Below are 16,575 nucleotides of genomic sequence, written 5' to 3' on the forward strand. Positions count from 1 at the left end.
GCGATAGATCAACTTGTCCGCGCTTCTGTCGTGTTCTATCTTTGTTCCATCATGCGCAAAACCCTGCAGGACAAGCTGGCCATTCTTGCCGATGCCGCGAAATACGACGCCTCCTGCGCGTCCAGCGGCACGACCCGGCGCGATTCCAGCAAGGGCGGCATCGGCAGTGCCGGGGGCAGCGGGATCTGCCATGCCTATGCGCCGGACGGGCGCTGCATCAGCCTGCTGAAGATCCTGATGACGAATTTCTGCATCTATGACTGCGCCTATTGCATCAACCGCGTGTCTTCGGGTGTCGAGCGGGCGCGATTCACCCCGGAAGAGGTCGTCACCCTGACGCTGGAATTCTATCGTCGCAACTATATCGAGGGGCTGTTCCTCAGTTCGGGCATCATCCGCAGCCCCGACGACACCATGGCCGACATGGTGCGCATCGCGCGGATGCTGCGGCTGGATCATGGCTTCAAGGGCTATATCCATCTGAAATCCATTCCCGAGGCCAGCCGTGAACTGATCGATGAGGCGGGGCTTTATGCCGACCGACTGTCGATCAATATCGAGTTGCCGCAGGATGCCAGCACCCGCCGCCTTGCGCCGCAGAAACGCCCCGAGACGATCCGCGCGGCCATGGCTGATGTGCGCCTTGCGCGCGAGGCCAGCCGTGATCGCAGCCATGGCGGCAAGCGGCCCGCGCGCTTTGCCCCGGCGGGGCAGTCGACGCAGATGATCGTGGGGGCCGATGCCGCCACTGATCGCGATATTCTGGGCACGGCGGCGCGGCTCTACACCGGCTATCGGCTCAGCCGGGTCTATTACTCGGCCTTCAGCCCGATCCCCGATGCCTCGGCCGCGCTGCCGCTGGTCCGACCGCCAATGCTGCGGGAGCACCGGCTCTATCAGGCGGATTGGCTGATGCGTTTCTACGGTTTCGACGCGGACGAAATCGCCGGGCCCGCCCCCTCGGGCAATCTGGACCTTGCGCTTGATCCCAAGCTGGCCTGGGCCCTGGCCAATCGCGCGGCCTTTCCGGTCGATCCGAACCGCGCCCCGCGCGAATCCCTGCTGCGGGTGCCGGGATTTGGCACGCGGACGGTCGATCGGATCATCGCCGCACGGCGCTCGGGCCCGCTGCGCTATGGCGATCTGTTGCGGATCGGGGCGCTGATGAAAAAGGCGCAACCCTTCGTGACATTGCTCGACTGGTCGCCCGGCGGGCTGACCGACAGTGCCGGGCTGCGCGCGCGCTTCGCGCCGGCGCCACAGCAACTTTCGCTGTTCTGATGCCGCGCGTGGCGCTGCCGATGCTAGGGGCGGCTGCGGCCTGGCGCGCGGCCGCGCGACGGCTGGCCAGTCACGGGATTGCCGCCGATCAGGTGTCTTGGGCGCGCGATGGCGCGGGCGCGAGCCTGTTTGACGATGACCCTCTGCCGGACAGGGACGGGCCGCGCCCGGTCATCGCCAGCAAGCCGCTGATCGCGCTACTCGAGACCGTCATCTGCCACGACGATCCGCAGGCCCCGTCACTGGCCTATCAGGCCATGCTGCGTCATCAGCGGGATCGCCGCGCCATCGCCAATCCGGCCGATCCGCTGACCCTGCGGCTGACGGCGCTGGCCCGTTCGGTGCGCCGCGACATCCATAAGATGCACGCCTTTCTGCGCTTTCGCGAGCTGCCGGGCGCTGGCCCGCGCCGCCGCTTTGCCGCCTGGTTCGAGCCCTCGCACCTGATCGTCGACCGGGCGACGCCGTTCTTCGCCCGCCGCTTCGGCGATATGGACTGGATCATCCTGACCCCGCAGGCGACGGCCCGCTTCGAGCAGGGGGAGTTGACGTTCTCCCCTCCACCCGAGACCCGTCCCGATCTGCCCGAGGATGCCAGCGAGGCCCTGTGGGGCACCTATTTCCAGAACATCTTCAATCCCGCGCGGGTCAAGATCGCGGCGATGAAGTCGGAAATGCCGTTGAAATACTGGAAGAACCTGCCCGAGACCCGGTTGATTCCACAGATGCTGGCGGATGCCGAAGGGCGGGTGGCGGCGATGCGGGCGGCGATGCCATCACAGCCTCCGGCCCATGTGGGTCGCATCCTCGACCGGCTGGCGCCAGCGCCGCTGCCCGATCAGCCGCAAAGCCTGGATGAGGCCGCACTGGCCGCGCGCGGTTGCACCCGCTGTTCGCTCTGCGAGGCGGCGACGCAGGTGGTCTGGGGCGAGGGCGATCCGACCGCCGCGCTGATGATCGTGGGCGAACAGCCCGGGGATCACGAGGACCTGCAGGGGCGGCCCTTTGTCGGGCCGGCCGGGCGGTTGCTGCGCCAGGAGATGGCGCAGGCGGGTCTGGGGCCGGTCTGGCTGACCAATGCGGTCAAGCATTTCAAGTTCCGTCCGCGCGGCAAGCTGCGTCTGCACCAGAACCCCGACCGGGGCGAGATCGAGCATTGCCGCTGGTGGCTGGGGCTCGAACGCCGCTTTGTCGCGCCGCGCCTGACACTCGCTCTGGGCGGTTCCGCCGCCTATGCGCTGACCGGGCGGGCGGGGCGCCTGACCGAACGGCGCGGGCGGGTCGAACGGGCGCTGGATGGCGGGGATGTGCTGGTCAGCTGGCATCCGAGCTATATTCTGCGGCTTGATGGTGCGGCGTCGCGGGATGCGCGTCAGCAATTGCGCGACGATTTGGCGCTGGCCGGGCGGCTGGTAGGCAAGGGGACGATCTGTGTTGAAACTTCCGGCTCAGGATCCGCAGACGGTCCGTTCTTGACATAATTCGGTACCGAACTATATTGGTTTTGTAGCGAACTATATGGTGCTGTTTTGACCTCTGACAATCATCAATCCGCCGGAGCTTGGGCCAAGAAGTATCATCTTGCGGCCCGTTCGGTTATCGACGCGACGCTGCGGCCCTACGATCTCGGATCAACGCAATGGTATGTGCTTTGGCACCTTGTTCGTGAAGGGCCCGTCGCGCAGCGCGATCTGATGATACCGCTGCAAGTCGAGAAGCCGACGCTAAGCGGCGTTGTCGCGGCGCTTGTGCGCAAGGGACTTGTCGAACAGGCGACCGACCCTGAGGACCAGCGACAGAAGCATCTCTCGATCACCCCGGCAGGGCGGGTCCTCTGGGCCACTCTACCCAATCCGATCGATCTCATCTCGAAAACTGCCTTCGAGGGCGTTCCTGAAGACGATCTTGAGACCGTCGCTCGCGTGCTCAGCGTAGGGACGGAACGGCTGAACAATCTGCTTAAAAAAGGCAAAAAGTCATGACCATTCTTGTTACTGGCGGTACCGGTCTCTTGGGCGCCCGGCTCCTGCCTCGGCTTGTAGACGCTGGTATCGATTGCCGTGCACTGGTGCACGCCGGCAAGTCGGTTCCGTCCGGCGTGACGGCAGTCGAGGGAGATATCCTCGATCCCGCGTCGCTGGTCGAGGCCGTGACGGGCGTGGAGGCCATCATCCACCTTGCCGCCGTCCTGCGCACTCCAGAGCCAGAGCAGATCTGGAAGGTCAACTTCGAGGGAACGCGCAACTTGATCGCGGCCGCCAGAGAGCACGCGGCCAATGCCCGGTTCATCATGGCGAGCACTGGTCTGGTTTACAACGGGGACAGCCCCAAGGCTTCACTGGAGACCGACCCTGTCGCACCGGAACGCGACTATCCCGCCAGCAAGGTCGCAGCCGAAAACGCGCTACGTGAAAGCGGCTTGAACTGGTCGATATTACGTTTCGGCTTTGTCTATGGCGACGCGGACGGGCATATCGGGCAGATTCCTCATATTGCTCAATTGCTCAAGCTGCATCCCGCCAACCGGCTGAGCATGATTCATCATCGCGACATCGCAACCGTCGTAAAGATGGGTCTTGATGGCGTGTTGGACGGGCACGTTGTCAACACCGTGGACGATGCGCCGATGACCATCTTCGACCTGAGCGTGTTGGCCGGAAAACCCATGGAGCCAAGCGCCGCGCCGCTTGCCCATCCCTGGTACGGCGTTCTGGACGGATCGCTGGCGCAAAGCTTGGGCTTCAGGCCCGAAGTGGCGACGACATGGCAGGCTGCGAGAGAGGATATGCTTTAACGGCACATGGGAACGCCTGAAGGCAACGGGAAGAAGTCGCGACAGCAATACCGAACCCCTGCACTGGTCCATCTGCACGTTCCAGCTCAGCCCGGGGGGCACGCTGCCCCCATCGCCTGACGGCGATCCCCCCCGGGATATTTGCACGAAGATGAAAGGCCCGGCGCTTGCAGCTTGCGGGCGTCATTCCTATAGAGAACGGCATGAGATTTCTGGGTTTCGGTATACGAATTAGCAGCCCGGCGGTGTGAGCCTTCGCGCCGCCGGGATCGATTCTGCCGAAACGACCGACCCAAAGGACCGCCCGATGAGCGCCGAGACCCCCGACTATCGCGATACCGTCTTCCTGCCCGAGACCGATTTCCCCATGCGTGCCGGCCTGCCCGCGCGCGAGCCCGAATGGCTGGAGCGTTGGGCGCGGATCGGCATCTATGACCGCCTGCGCGAGCGCGGGCAGGGCCGCACGCCCTTCATCCTGCATGACGGCCCGCCCTATGCGAACGGGAACCTGCATATCGGCCATGCGCTGAACAAGACCCTGAAGGACATGGTGGTCCGCAGCCAGCAGATGATGGGCCGCGATGCGCGCTATGTGCCGGGCTGGGATTGCCACGGGTTGCCGATCGAATGGAAGATCGAGGAGCAGTACCGCCAGAAGGGGCAGGACAAGGACGCCGTCGATATCGTCGAGTTCCGGCAGGAATGCCGTCGCTTCGCCGAGCACTGGATCGATGTCCAGCGCGAGGAGTTCAAGCGCCTCGGCGTCACCGGCAAATGGGACGATCCCTATCTGACGATGAACTTCCACGCCGAGGCGGTGATCGCGGCCGAGTTCATGAAGCTGTTGATGGATGGCTCGCTGTATCAAGGGTCGAAGCCGGTGATGTGGTCGCCGGTCGAGAAGACCGCGCTGGCCGAGGCCGAGGTCGAGTATCACGACCATACCAGCCATACGATCTGGGTCCGGTTCAAGCCGGTGGACGGGGGGCTGGACGGCGCCTCGGTGGTGATCTGGACCACCACCCCCTGGACCATCCCGCAAAACCGCGCCGTCGCCTTCAACCCGGCGATCAGCTATGGCCTCTACGAGGTTGGCACGGTTCAGGAAAACGCCACCGCCAAGCCGGGCGAGAGGCTAGTTCTGGCCGATGCGCTGGCCGATGCGGTGATGGCTTCGGCCAAGGTCGAAAGCCACACCCGCCTGCGCGATGTCTCGGCCGAGGAGCTGGGCGCTCTGGTTCTGGCCCATCCCATGCGCGGCGTCGACGGCGGCGCGGGCGAATGGGACTATGACGTTCCCATGCTGCCCGGCGATCATGTCACCGAGGAGGCGGGCACGGGCTTTGTCCATACCGCCCCCAGCCATGGTGATGACGACTATCAGCTGGGTCAGAAATTCGGCCTGCCGATGACCTATAATGTCGAGCCGGATGGCTCTTACCGCAAAGACCTGCCGCTCTTCGGTGGCGAGGCGATCATCCTGCCCGATGGCAAGGATGGCCCGGCCAATGTCAGCGTCATCAAGCAGCTGGCCTATGCCGGCGCGCTGCTGGCCAAGGGCAAGGTCAAGCACAGCTATCCGCACAGCTGGCGGTCCAAGGCGCCGCTGATCTATCGCAATACCCCGCAATGGTTCGCGGCCATCGACAAGACGCTGGACGATGGCATGGGTGAATATGGCGAAACGATCCGCGCCCGCGCGCTGACCTCGATCGACAAGCTGGTCAAATGGACGCCGCAGACCGGGCGGAACCGGATCTTCTCGATGGTCGAGAACCGGCCCGACTGGGTGCTGTCGCGCCAGCGCGCCTGGGGCGTGCCGCTGACCTGCTTCGTGAAGAAGGGCGCGCGGCCCGATGACGCCGATTTCCTGCTGCGCGATGCCCGGGTGAATGACCGGGTGATCGCCGCCTTCGAGAAGGACGGGGCGGATGCCTGGTATCGGCCGGGCTTCAAGGAGACCGTGCTGGAGGGCGTGGCCAATCCCGAGGATTACGACCAGGTCATGGACGTGCTGGACGTCTGGTTCGATTCAGGCTCGACCCATGCCTTCGTGATCCGCGACCGGGCCGATGGCGCGCCGGACGGGATCGCGGACCTCTATCTGGAAGGCACCGACCAGCATCGCGGCTGGTTCCACTCCTCGCTGCTGCAAGCCTCGGCCACCAAGGGAAGGGCGCCCTATCGCGGCGTGCTGACCCATGGCTTCACGCTGGACGAAAAGGGCATGAAGATGTCCAAGTCGCTTGGCAATACCATCGTACCCGCCGAGGTCATCAAGCAATATGGCGCCGATATCCTGCGGCTCTGGGTGGCGCAGGTGGATTATACCGCCGACCAACGGATCGGGCCGGAAATCCTGAAGGGCACCGCCGACAGCTATCGCCGGCTGCGCAACACGCTGCGCTTCATGCTGGGGAACCTTGCCGGGTTCAGCGAGGCCGAGTCCGTCACGCCCGCGGACATGCCCGAGCTGGAACAGTGGATCCTGCACCGCCTCGCGCAGCTGGATCACAAGGTGCGGCAGGGTTACGACGCCTATGATTTCCAGGGCGTGTTCCAGACGCTGTTCCAGTTCTGCACCGTGGATCTGTCGGCCTTCTATTTCGACATCCGCAAGGACAGCCTCTATTGCGACGCGCCGGACAGCATCCGCCGCCGCTCGGCCCGGACGGTGCTGGATATCCTGTTCCATCGCCTCGTGACCTGGCTGGCGCCGATCCTGCCCTTCACCATGGAGGATGTCTGGCTGTCGCGCTTCCCCTCCGAGGATGACAGCGTGCATCTGCATGACTTCCCGGTGACGCCCGCCGACTGGCTGAACGAGCCCTTGGCCGCGAAATGGGAGCATATCCGCCGCGCCCGCCGGGTGGTTACGGCGGCCTTGGAAGTCAAGCGCGCCGACAAGACCATCGGTGCCAGCCTCGAGGCCGCGCCGGTCGTGCATGTCGAGGAGGCGCCGATCCTTGCGGCGCTCAAATCGATCAACTTCGCCGATCTCTGCATCGTCTCGGACCTGTCGCTGACCGCCGATCCGGCCCCGAACGAGGCCTTCCGTCTGGCCGAGGTGCCGGGTGTGGGCGTCGTCTTCGAGCTGGCCGAGGGCGAGAAATGCGAGCGGTGCTGGAAGATCCTGCCCGATGTCGGCACGCACAAGCATCCGGGCCTTTGCGCCCGCTGTGACGCGGTGGTGAGCAATGCCTGAGCGTCCGCCGAAGCCCAAGGAGCAGGTCTGGCACCCGGCCGAGGATCGTTACGAGCGGATGATCTATCGACGCTGCGGGCGCTCGGGTCTGCGGCTGCCGGCGATCAGCCTTGGGCTTTGGCACAATTTCGGCGATGACACGCCGCATCGGGTGAAGCAGGCCATCGCCCGGACGGCCTTTGACCACGGCATCACTCATTTCGATCTGGCGAATAACTACGGTCCTCGGGCGGGCCGTGCCGAGGAAGCCTTTGGCGAGATTCTTCGCAATGATTTCAGTAGCCTGCGGGATGAGCTGATCGTCAGCAGCAAGGCCGGCTACGAGATGTGGGCCGGGCCTTATGGGGAATGGGGCAGCCGCAAGAGCCTGATCGCGTCCTGCGACCAGTCGCTGAAGCGGCTGGGGCTCGATTATGTCGATATCTTCTATTCCCACCGCTTCGATCCCGACACGCCCCTGGAGGAAACCATGGGGGCGCTGGATCATATCGTTCGATCGGGGCGGGCGCTTTATGTGGGGATTTCCAGCTATAACACCGACCGCACCCGGGTGGCGGCGGCGATTCTGAAGGATCTGGGCACGCCCTGCCTGATCCACCAGCCGAGCTACAACATGCTGAACCGCTGGGTCGAGCGCGACGGGCTTCTGGACGCGCTGGAGGATCTGGGGATCGGCAGCATCGGCTTTTCGGCCTTGGCGCAGGGGCTGCTGAGCGGGAAGTATCTTCAGGGCATTCCGACGGACAGCCGGGCGGCGCAGGGGAAATCGCTGTCGCCCGACTGGCTCGGCCCGGACATGATCGCGCGGCTCAATGGGCTGAACGATCTGGCAGAGGCGCGCGGGCAGACGCTGGCGCAGATGGCCATTGCCTGGTGCCTCAGGGGCGGGCGGCTGACCACCGCGCTGATCGGTGCCTCGCGGCCCGAGCAGGTGGTGGATTGCGTCGGCGCGCTGACGAACCTCGAGTTCAGCGCCGAGGAACTGGCGCGGATCGATACGCTCAGCGAAGGGGGCGATGTGAACCTCTGGGCGCGATCCTCGGAAGGCGCGGGCGAGCGCTGAGGATCAGACCAGCCACCAGTCGGTCTTTTTCAGCACCTGCCGGATCGGGCGTTCCTGGCTGGGCAGCGGCGCCCCGGCGAAGATCGGCCGGATCTTGTCGCGGCCCTTGCCCTGGTAGATCAGCTTGCGGGCCGGGAACCACTCGCGCAACACCTGTTTGATGCGGTTCGGGGCGGTGGCCTGTTCCAGCACCTCGATCACCCGGTCGGATTCGCGGGCGTAGAGCAGCGGCAGGTTGCGGTAATGGCAGGTCACATCGCCATCCAGCCCGGCAAGCTCCGGCCCCGGCCTGCCGCCGCCGAGGGAGTGGATGACCAAGGGCAGCACTGCCTGGTCAAGCCAGGGGTCCAGAACCTGATTGGCCAGTTCGTCCTGCGGCTCGTCGCGGATGGCCAGCGCCCAGCTGAGGAAGCGGCGGTGGAATTCGGCGGGATCGGTGCCGAAGAACCAGCCGGCATTGAAATAGAGATAGCGTTCCCAATGCTCGTCGGGCTGGGTCAGGTCCAGCGAGGTTTCGTAGTCGAGGCCGAAGCGTTGATACATCGAGCGCCAGATCTCGCCGTAGCCCGGTCCGTAGAGCGGCGGATGCGGCCATGTCCCCTCGCGCCGCATCGAGGCCGAGGGGCGGGTGAAATCGATGGCCAGATCGGCCAGTTCTCCGGTGATCAGCGTGTCGCTGTCGAGGAACAGGAAGGGCGCGCCCTGAGGCAGCAGCGCCAGCGCCTCGATCTTGTTGCCATGGGGATAGGCGGCGCCGAAATGCCGTGCGGTGAAGGGGGTGATCTCGGCCCCCATCTCAGTCAGCAGCGCCCGGTGCGCCGGCGAGATCGCAGTCTGATGCCTGTCCCATGCCCCCTCGGGCAGCGGCTCGGCAACGATCAGCCGCCCCTGCCAGCGGGGCGAGCTGGCGCGCAGGCTGGCTGTCAGGATCAGCGCCTGATGCTCGAGCTTGCCGGATTGGGCGAGGATCAGAATGTTGAAGGGTGGGGTGGTCTGCTCTGATATGCCCGGCGCTTTCGCCATGCGTGAACCCCTTGCGCGCGGATAAGCGGGCGTGATCGGCCCCGAAGCGGCCGTGGTTGCACGCCGCGCCGATCACCTGACAGGGTTAGGGCAGGTCGGGGCATTCGTCAACGCAGCGGCACCTGCGACGAATTGCCCTCGCTTTTCAGGGCGCTGATCGGCATTCTTCCGCCAGCTGTCGGTAATGGGTACCTTGCCCGTGCGCGCCAGTCCACAATTTGACCCGGTACGAGGTTTCCGATGATGTCCCGCCGTTCGCTCATTCAGTCGCTGGCCGCCATTGGTGGTCTTTCGCTTCTCTCGGGTCGCGCCGAGGCGCAGGGCGGTGCCCGCGCCGCCGGCTTCTGGTATCCTGAGGAGACCGACCCGCACGAGCGGACCTTCATGCAATGGCCGGTAAACCGGAAGGTGCATGACGACCCGGATTTCCTCTTCGACCTGCAGGAGACCATTGCCGAGATCGCCAGCACCATCGCCGAGTTCGAGCCGGTGGTGATGCTGGCCGCAGCCGAGCATCACAAGGCGATCAGGAAGCTGGTCTCGGGCCAGGTCGAGCTCTGGGACATTCCGACCGACGATCTGTGGTGCCGCGACAGCGGACCGTCCTTTGTCATCGACGGCAAGGGCGGGCTGGCCGTGACCCAGTTCAACTTCAATGGCTGGGGCAACAAGCAGGTGCATGGCGCCGACGGGCTGGTCGCCGCGCGGGTGGCCGATCGCATGGGGCTGCAGGTCTTCGACACCGGACTGGTGGGCGAGGCCGGCGGTGTCGAGACCGATGGCAACGGCACGCTGATCGCCCATGAAAGCACCTTCATCAACCCGAACCGCAACACGGGCAGCAAGTCAGAGATCGAGGCGATGCTGCTGGAAACCATGGGCGCGAAGAAGATGATCTGGGCGCCGGGGATCATCGGCGCCGATATCACCGATTACCACATCGACGCGCTGGCCCGCTTCGTGAAGCCCGGGCAGGTGCTGATCCAGATGGGCGAGGAGATCGACCCGAGCGATCCATGGTCGGTCTCGGCCTTCGAGACCCATGACATCCTGGCCGAGGCAACCGATGCCGAAGGGAACAAGCTGGAACTGGTTGTCCTGCCCGAACCTGTGGACATCCGCGTGGACAGCCCCGATTTCGTCTCGTCCTACGTCAATTATTACGTCTGCAACGGTGCGGTGATTGCCGCCGAATTCGGCGACCGCGAGGCGGATGAGGCGGCGGCCGAGATCCTTGCCGATCTCTATCCCGACCGCGAGATCGTGATGCTGAACATCGATCCGGTGGGCGAGGTCGGCGGCGGCATCCACTGCACCACCCATGAGCAGCCGAAGGTCTGATCGGTGCGCGACTGGCTGATCCGCCATGCCGAACCCCTGCAGGCGGTGGGGGCGCTGGCCACCGCCTTTGCCGCCCTGACTGCGCTGGTGGTCATTCCCTACCAGGTGGCGCAGGCCGACCGCATCCAACGCGACCAGACGGCGCGCGAGATCTATCGTGAATTCCTGAACCTGACGGTGCAGAAGCCCGAACTGGCCGCAGCGGATTACTGTGCGCTGACGGACGGCCCGCAGATCACCGGCTATGCGGCCTATGTCGATTACCTGCTCTATACCGCCGAGCAGATGGTCGACACCTCGCCCGACTGGCGGGCACCGATGGCCTCTTATCTCGGCGTGCACATGGCCTATCTCTGCGACCCGGCGAACCGCGAGACGCAAACCGAGGATGTGCGGGAGTTGATCGACGACCTGGGGCTGGGCTGTGAGCGGGTGAAGCTCTGCGGGTGACTCAGGTGCCGGTGATCGGTCGATCTTGGGGGAAAATGGTGGGCGACCCTGGAATCGAACCAGGCATGGGTCTCCCCGGCGGAGTTACAGTCCGCTGCCGCACCTTGCAGCTCGTCGCCCGCCGTCGCTATCGGCGTGTGCGGGTGATTAGCTGGCGTGCGGGGGGGCGTCAAGCGGATTTCAGGGGAAGATGTGACCTCTCTGCCAAGGGACTTGCGCGGAGGCTGGCTAACGCGCAATGAGGACCGGACGCGAAAGGAATGCCAGATGGCCGAGAAGCCCGGAAAAGCCAAGAAACCCACCTGGGTGATCGACAAGGAACGCGCCCGCCGCGCCTCGGCGGCCGAGACGGTCTGGCTGTTCGGCCTGCACGCGGTGCGCGACGCGCTGGCCAATCCGGCGCGCGAGAAGCTGCGGCTGGTCATCACTCCCAATGCGCGGGACCGGCTTGGCGATCTGCACGGGATCGAGCCCGAGATCACCGATCCGCGGGTCTTCGACAAGGCTGTGCCGCTGGCCGGCGAAAGCGTCCATCAGGGCGCGGCGCTGGAGGTGAAGCCGCTGAAATGGGGCAGTCTCAGCGAGGCGGCTTTGCGCGCGGCGCCGGGCGAGGTGCGGCCGTTGGTTGTGGCGCTGGACCGGGTGACGGACCCGCATAACATCGGCGCGGTCCTGCGCACGGCCGAGGTGTTTGGCGCCCGCGCGGTCATCGCGCCGGCGCGGCATTCGGCACCCGAGACAGGGGCGCTGGCCAAGACCGCCTCGGGCGCGCTGGAACGCCAGCCCTATCTGCGCGTGCCGAACCTGGCCGATGCGCTGATCTCGCTGAAGGAGATGGGCTTCATCCTGGTGGGACTCGACGGCACCGGGACCGCGACGCTGCCCGATCTGCTGGCGGATCTGCCGGGCCGGGCGATCTGCCTTGTGCTCGGCGCGGAAGGGCCGGGGATGCGGTCGCGGACCATGGAGCTGTGTGACCATATCGTGCGGATACCCTTCGCCGCCGATTTCGGATCGCTGAACGTCTCGAACGCGGCGGCTGTTGCACTTTATGCAGCAACGCGGCCTTAAGGTCACATCAGCGCGACAACTTGCGCGAGCACATTGAGAATCGGCGGCGCGACTGCCAGATTTGGCAGGTTCCGCTGCCAGATTCTGCCATGAAAACCCTGCTCTTCACCCTGTTCGCCCTGCTGACCCCGATTGCGCCCGTCCATGCACAGGACTGGGCGCTTGGGGGCTTTGATCCCGTCGGCTACCAGGCCGAGGGTCGGGCGGTTCCGGGGCGCAACGATATCTCGACGCTGTGGCAGGGCATGGTCTGGCATTTCGCGACCGTCGAGAACCGGGCGATGTTCGAGGCCGATCCGCGCAGCTATGCGCCGGGGCTGAACGGGCTCTGCCCGGTTGCGCTGTCGCGCGGGCGCAGCCAGCCGGGCGATCCGCGCCATTTCGTCATCGTCGGGCAGCGGGTCTATCTGCTCGGCTCGGACGACAACCAGCGCAGCTTCATGAAGGACCCGCGGGCGATTCTAATGCAGGCACGCAAGGTCTGGGCCTCGCTGCAATAGGCCGCTGCAATCACGAATTCGCGACACCTCTGGAACTTTTTGCCGCCGTCACCCATTTATCACTGTAGAACGTGACCCCGGAACGGTCATGTTCGGATCACTGTCCCTCGTTCCGTGACTTGCGCCCGGCCAGATCTCTGGACCGGGCGCCTTTTATATGCAAGGCTGGCGCAACCTTTGGATGAGGGAATGTCATGTCACAAAGTTTGGCCGAGAGCATCGACGAAGCTGATCTGCTTGACCGCGAAATCGCTGAGATTGCGCGCAAAACCCGCGTGGTTGCGATGGTGGGCCTGTCGCCGAATCAGGACCGTCCCAGCTGGGGCGTGGCCCGATATCTGCAGTCGCAGGGCATCCGGGTGATCCCGGTGAATCCCGGCCATGCCGGGCATACCATTCTGGACGAAGTGGTCTATCCCGACCTTGCCTCGATCCCCGAGGATGCCGGGATCGACATGGTCGACATCTTCCGCCGCTCGGATGCCGTGGGCCCGATCGTTGATCAGGCCTTGACACACCTGCCGCGTCTCAAGGTGATCTGGACCCAGCTTGGCGTCTACGATGATGCAGCCGCCGCGCAGGCTCGTCGCCGTGGCGTGAGCGTGGTGCAGGACCGCTGCCCGAAGATCGAGTTTCCGCGCTTCCTTTGAGACGCTGATCGGGAACGAAAATAGGCCGCAGCATCTGCTGCGGCCTTTCTCGTTCGGGTCAGTGGCGACAGGCTCAGTTCGCCTGCGCGGTCTGCAAGAGGTCGGTGATCCGGCGGACCGAGGCGCGGCGATTGGCGCGGATATCGCCCTCGGCGCGGACTTTCAGGAATTGCTCGCCATAGCCCTGCACCACCATATTCTCCGGCGGCACGTCGAAATATTCCGACAGCGCCAGTGCCACCGATTCCGCCCGGCGATCCGACAGCGCCAGGTTCATCGCGCCGGCGCCCACGGTGTCGGTGTGACCCTCGATCATGAAGACCTCGCGCGGGTTCTTGGCGACGGCGTCCTGGATCACCCGGCCAAGCGAGGCCAGCTGCTGGGCCTGGCTGGGATTGATCGCGGCCGAGCCGGTATCGAAGGTGATCGCGTCGATGTTCACCGGCGCGACCAGCGCCCGCACCTCGGGGATGTTGCGGATCTGGCCGAGGGTAAAGCGGCGGTCGATACTGGATTCACGCTGCAGAGCGGCGCGCAGCTCGTCTTCGGACAGCGTGCCGGTGGTGGTCTGGACCGGCGCGGGTTCGGGCAGGCTGGCCACGTCCACCGGCCTTACATCGGCAGTGTCGTCGATCAGCATGGTCGACTTGCCATCCGCTGCGATCAGCGTGCGGCGCAGCACGCGCAGGTCAGCGTCGCGGATGGTCACGACCTTGCTGCCATCCTCGCGGGTGACGATGGTGCGCGACGAGCCGTCGTCGAAGTTCTCGGTCGCAACGGTGCTGCCCGGCTGGCGCAGCAGCGCGACCTCGTCCTTGATCACCTCCTGGCTGCCATCGGCGCGTTCAACCACCACGCGGTCGGGGGTTGCCAGCGCCACCTGCCGGTTTTTGTTCAGCATCGAGCCGACCGCCACCGCGCCCAATCCCAGGATCAGCGCCTTGGCGAGGTCGTTGTCATCCTTGTTCTCGGCGGCGGTATTGCGCTGCGGGGCCTCGCCGGTGGCAGCCTGCTGCAGAGCCGCGCGAAGGCTGGCCTCGAAATCCTCGGCCGAGGAGCGGGTGTTCTCCTTGGTCACTTTCTCCGCCTCGATCACGCGGCCTGCGCCCTCGCTTGCCTCGAGCGCAGCCGCTATGGGCGATTTGGCGGCGGCTGCGGCCTCCTTGGCGGCGGCGGTTGCGACGGTGTCGGCTTCGGGTGCGCGCGGCACGACCTTGCCCTCGGCGGTGACCGTATTGGTCTGGCTGGATTGCGCCAGCAGGGCGACATCGCCACGATCATTGGCGATAACCGCGATTCCGCGCGGTGTCATCATCGCGACACCCTTGGCGCAGGGTTGGGCGCCGCCGTCCTGGCACGAGAGATCCGCGAGGGTCAGACCTGAATCGATCTCGGAGGTCAGCACCCCGGCAAGGCGCGGCATGTCCTCGAGGCGCTGGCGGGCCCGATCACTGGTTGCAAGGTGCAGACGCGGAGACGATTCGACTGCGGGTCTTTCGGATTTGGCGGTCTTCTCGGTAGCGCCAAGCTCGGCCGCAATGGCGGCGGCCAGCGCTGCGGCGTTGGGTTCGCTCTCGCCAACCACAGCTGCAATGGCAGCCTCCGCCGCTGCGGCGGCATCACCGCCCTGTGTTCCTTCCAGCGCCAGGGCGAGGGCCCCGGCCACGCTCTCGGTGGTGGCCTCGGCGACGGCAGGACGCGCGCCATCGCGCGGGGTCAGCTTGCCCTCGGCATCGGCCTCGTTCACCTGCTGCCGCTCTGGCGCAAGGATGATGGTGTCGTCCTCGGCCACCTCGACTATGACGCCGCGCGGGGTCATCAGCCGCACCTTGTCGCCACAGGGCCGGGCGTCGCCATTGGCGCAGATCAGGCTGTCGACCGTCAGCCCGGCGGCCAGTTCATCCTGCAGCGCCGAGGCGAGGTTGGGCATCTCGGTCGAGCGTTTCTCGGCCTCTTTCGACGCGCGGTCATTCGGCAGGCGCATCTCGGCCAAGGCAAGCTGCGGCATCAGCAGCGCGATGGTGGCGGCGATGGCTGTGGTATTATGAATGATCCGGCGCATGGCGCTCCTCTCCGGCTGATCGGTCCTCAGCCTTGATAACAGGCGGCAAACCGACCGGTTCCCAACAACTGCGTGACAGTTCCGTGAGATCGTGGACGGACCGCATCCGTTGAGGGCAGACTGGGAAAGCGCACAGCGCAATTGTTCGTGAGCCGCGCTGCCATGGGAAAGGGCGCCGCGTCAACCGCTGCGCCCTCATCATCTTCACCGAAATATCCCGGTCCGAGGCGCAGCGCCCCTCGATCAGTCTCAGACGCCGTCGCCGACGAAGGCCTTTTCGACCACGAATTGCTTCGGGTCCGAGTTCGCACCTTCGACCAGGCCAAAGCCTTCCAGCACCGCCTTCACATCGACGTTGAAGGCAAGGCTGCCGCAGATCATCGCGCGGTCATTCTCGACCGACATGGGCGGCAGGTTCAGATCGGTGAAGACCTTGCCTGAGGTCAGGTTGTCGGTGATGCGGCCCATGAAGGGCGTCTCTTCCCGCGTGGTGGTCGGGTAGTAGAGCAGGCGCGAGGCGAATTCCTCGCCGTAGAGCTCGCCCAGCAGCGGGTCATGGCGCAGGTTCTCGACCAGTTCGCGGCCATAGGCCAACTCATCGGCATTGCGGCAGGTATGCATCATGATGACCTGCTCGTACCGCTCGTAGGTTTCCGGGTCGCGCATCAGGCTGGCGAAGGGCGCGATGCCGGTGCCGGTGGCAAGGAACCACATCCGCTTGCCGGGCAGCAGCGCGTCGAGGACCAGCGTGCCCACCGGCTTCGGTCGCAGGATGATCTCGTCCCCCGGCTGGATATGCTGCAGCTTCGAGGTCAGCGGGCCATCGGGCACCTTGATCGAATAGAATTCCAGCTCGTCATCCCAGTTGGGCGAGGCGATGGAATAGGCCCTGAGCAGCGGTTTGCCATTGTCGCCGGTCAGGCCGATCATGACGAACTCGCCCGAGCGGAAGCGCAGGCTGGCCGGGCGGGTCACGCGGAACGAGAACAGGTGATCGTTCCAGTGGCGCACTGCGGTCACGGTCTGCGCATCGGGCATGGTCTTGGCCGGCTTGGCGGCAGCGGTCGCGTCGGTCACGGTAAGGTCCAGCGTCATGGTCGGTCTTCCTGAAGTCTTTAGGTCAAGCACGGGGCAG

At 65.3% G+C, this 16,575-nt stretch carries 14 protein-coding genes and 1 tRNA gene; 11 read left to right on the forward strand and 4 right to left on the reverse strand.

Translation table 11 applies throughout. The features are described from left to right. The first annotated feature begins 51 nt into the window (after positions 1–51). From Q1A36_RS14700 to mgrA, 6 genes are all read left to right on the forward strand, one after another. Positions 52–1,281, forward strand: coding sequence for a putative DNA modification/repair radical SAM protein (locus Q1A36_RS14700; RefSeq protein ID WP_299845603.1), 1,230 nt, complete (start codon positions 52–54; stop codon positions 1,279–1,281). Beyond that, positions 1,281–2,762 (forward strand): UdgX family uracil-DNA binding protein, encoded by a 1,482-nt coding sequence (locus tag Q1A36_RS14705; RefSeq protein ID WP_299845606.1) that lies wholly within the window; start codon positions 1,281–1,283, stop codon positions 2,760–2,762. Before Q1A36_RS14700 ends, Q1A36_RS14705 begins: the two co-directional genes overlap by 1 nt. Before the next feature lie 48 nt (positions 2,763–2,810). Further along, on the forward strand, positions 2,811–3,263 hold the full coding sequence (locus tag Q1A36_RS14710) for a MarR family transcriptional regulator (RefSeq protein WP_299845608.1): 453 nt from the start codon (positions 2,811–2,813) through the stop codon (positions 3,261–3,263). Next, positions 3,260–4,075, forward strand: coding sequence for an NAD(P)-dependent oxidoreductase (locus Q1A36_RS14715; protein WP_299845611.1), 816 nt, complete (start codon positions 3,260–3,262; stop codon positions 4,073–4,075). Before Q1A36_RS14710 ends, Q1A36_RS14715 begins: the two co-directional genes overlap by 4 nt. Before the next feature lie 307 nt (positions 4,076–4,382). Further along, positions 4,383–7,280 (forward strand): isoleucine--tRNA ligase, encoded by a 2,898-nt coding sequence (gene ileS, locus Q1A36_RS14720; RefSeq protein WP_299845614.1) that lies wholly within the window; start codon positions 4,383–4,385, stop codon positions 7,278–7,280. Beyond that, a complete protein-coding gene (mgrA, locus tag Q1A36_RS14725; protein WP_299845617.1) occupies positions 7,273–8,343 on the forward strand; it encodes an L-glyceraldehyde 3-phosphate reductase in 1,071 nt (356 codons plus the stop codon). The genes ileS and mgrA overlap by 8 nt, the downstream gene beginning before the upstream one ends. A 3-nt stretch (positions 8,344–8,346) precedes the next feature. Here mgrA and Q1A36_RS14730 read toward each other — a convergent pair whose 3' ends face one another. Then, positions 8,347–9,366 carry a hypothetical protein gene (locus tag Q1A36_RS14730; RefSeq protein WP_299845619.1) on the reverse strand — a complete coding sequence of 340 codons (1,020 nt, stop codon included), beginning with the start codon at positions 9,364–9,366 and terminating at the stop codon, positions 8,347–8,349. A 243-nt stretch (positions 9,367–9,609) separates the two neighbouring features. Here Q1A36_RS14730 and Q1A36_RS14735 point away from each other — a divergent pair, with 243 nt between their 5' ends. Further along, a complete protein-coding gene (locus Q1A36_RS14735) occupies positions 9,610–10,707 on the forward strand; it encodes an agmatine/peptidylarginine deiminase (RefSeq protein WP_299845622.1) in 1,098 nt (365 codons plus the stop codon). A gap of 3 nt (positions 10,708–10,710) precedes the next feature. Next, positions 10,711–11,157, forward strand: coding sequence for a hypothetical protein (locus Q1A36_RS14740; protein ID WP_299845624.1), 447 nt, complete (start codon positions 10,711–10,713; stop codon positions 11,155–11,157). Between the two features lie 36 nt (positions 11,158–11,193). On the opposite strand, the gene Q1A36_RS14745 is transcribed toward Q1A36_RS14740, so the two are convergent. After that, positions 11,194–11,277, reverse strand: a tRNA-Tyr gene (locus Q1A36_RS14745). A 147-nt stretch (positions 11,278–11,424) separates the two neighbouring features. On the opposite strand from Q1A36_RS14745, the gene rlmB reads away from it, so the two are divergent. From rlmB to Q1A36_RS14760, 3 genes are all read left to right on the forward strand, one after another. Next, positions 11,425–12,228 (forward strand): 23S rRNA (guanosine(2251)-2'-O)-methyltransferase RlmB, encoded by an 804-nt coding sequence (gene rlmB / locus Q1A36_RS14750; protein ID WP_299845626.1) that lies wholly within the window; start codon positions 11,425–11,427, stop codon positions 12,226–12,228. 89 nt (positions 12,229–12,317) lie between these two features. Next, complete coding sequence (locus Q1A36_RS14755) at positions 12,318–12,728, forward strand: YHS domain-containing (seleno)protein (protein ID WP_299845629.1); 411 nt, start codon at positions 12,318–12,320, stop codon at positions 12,726–12,728. A 194-nt stretch (positions 12,729–12,922) separates the two neighbouring features. Beyond that, entirely contained in the window at positions 12,923–13,378 is a 456-nt protein-coding gene (locus Q1A36_RS14760; RefSeq protein WP_101752355.1) for a CoA-binding protein, read from the forward strand. Between the two features lie 73 nt (positions 13,379–13,451). Here the strand turns inward: Q1A36_RS14760 and Q1A36_RS14765 are convergent, their stop codons facing one another. Both Q1A36_RS14765 and Q1A36_RS14770 read right to left on the reverse strand, forming a co-directional pair. After that, entirely contained in the window at positions 13,452–15,440 is a 1,989-nt protein-coding gene (locus Q1A36_RS14765; protein ID WP_299845636.1) for an OmpA family protein, read from the reverse strand. 249 nt (positions 15,441–15,689) lie between these two features. Further along, positions 15,690–16,535 (reverse strand): ferredoxin--NADP reductase, encoded by an 846-nt coding sequence (locus Q1A36_RS14770; RefSeq protein ID WP_299845639.1) that lies wholly within the window; start codon positions 16,533–16,535, stop codon positions 15,690–15,692. Positions 16,536–16,575 lie beyond the last annotated feature (40 nt).

It is taken from the genome of uncultured Paracoccus sp., from assembly GCF_947487305.1.
Taxonomy (GTDB): Bacteria; Pseudomonadota; Alphaproteobacteria; order Rhodobacterales; family Rhodobacteraceae; genus Paracoccus.

Coding starts and splice junctions, on each gene's coding strand:
- Q1A36_RS14705 (WP_299845606.1), top strand. CDS start 1,281: ATGCCGCGCGTGGCGCTGCCGATGCTAGGGGCGGCTGCGGCCTGGCGC.
- Q1A36_RS14735 (WP_299845622.1), top strand. CDS start 9,610: ATGTCCCGCCGTTCGCTCATTCAGTCGCTGGCCGCCATTGGTGGTCTT.
- ileS (WP_299845614.1), top strand. CDS start 4,383: ATGAGCGCCGAGACCCCCGACTATCGCGATACCGTCTTCCTGCCCGAG.
- Q1A36_RS14700 (WP_299845603.1), top strand. CDS start 52: ATGCGCAAAACCCTGCAGGACAAGCTGGCCATTCTTGCCGATGCCGCG.
- Q1A36_RS14765 (WP_299845636.1), bottom strand. CDS start 15,440: ATGCGCCGGATCATTCATAATACCACAGCCATCGCCGCCACCATCGCG.
- rlmB (WP_299845626.1), top strand. CDS start 11,425: ATGGCCGAGAAGCCCGGAAAAGCCAAGAAACCCACCTGGGTGATCGAC.
- Q1A36_RS14715 (WP_299845611.1), top strand. CDS start 3,260: ATGACCATTCTTGTTACTGGCGGTACCGGTCTCTTGGGCGCCCGGCTC.
- mgrA (WP_299845617.1), top strand. CDS start 7,273: ATGCCTGAGCGTCCGCCGAAGCCCAAGGAGCAGGTCTGGCACCCGGCC.
- Q1A36_RS14730 (WP_299845619.1), bottom strand. CDS start 9,366: ATGGCGAAAGCGCCGGGCATATCAGAGCAGACCACCCCACCCTTCAAC.
- Q1A36_RS14760 (WP_101752355.1), top strand. CDS start 12,923: ATGTCACAAAGTTTGGCCGAGAGCATCGACGAAGCTGATCTGCTTGAC.
- Q1A36_RS14770 (WP_299845639.1), bottom strand. CDS start 16,535: ATGACGCTGGACCTTACCGTGACCGACGCGACCGCTGCCGCCAAGCCG.
- Q1A36_RS14755 (WP_299845629.1), top strand. CDS start 12,318: ATGAAAACCCTGCTCTTCACCCTGTTCGCCCTGCTGACCCCGATTGCG.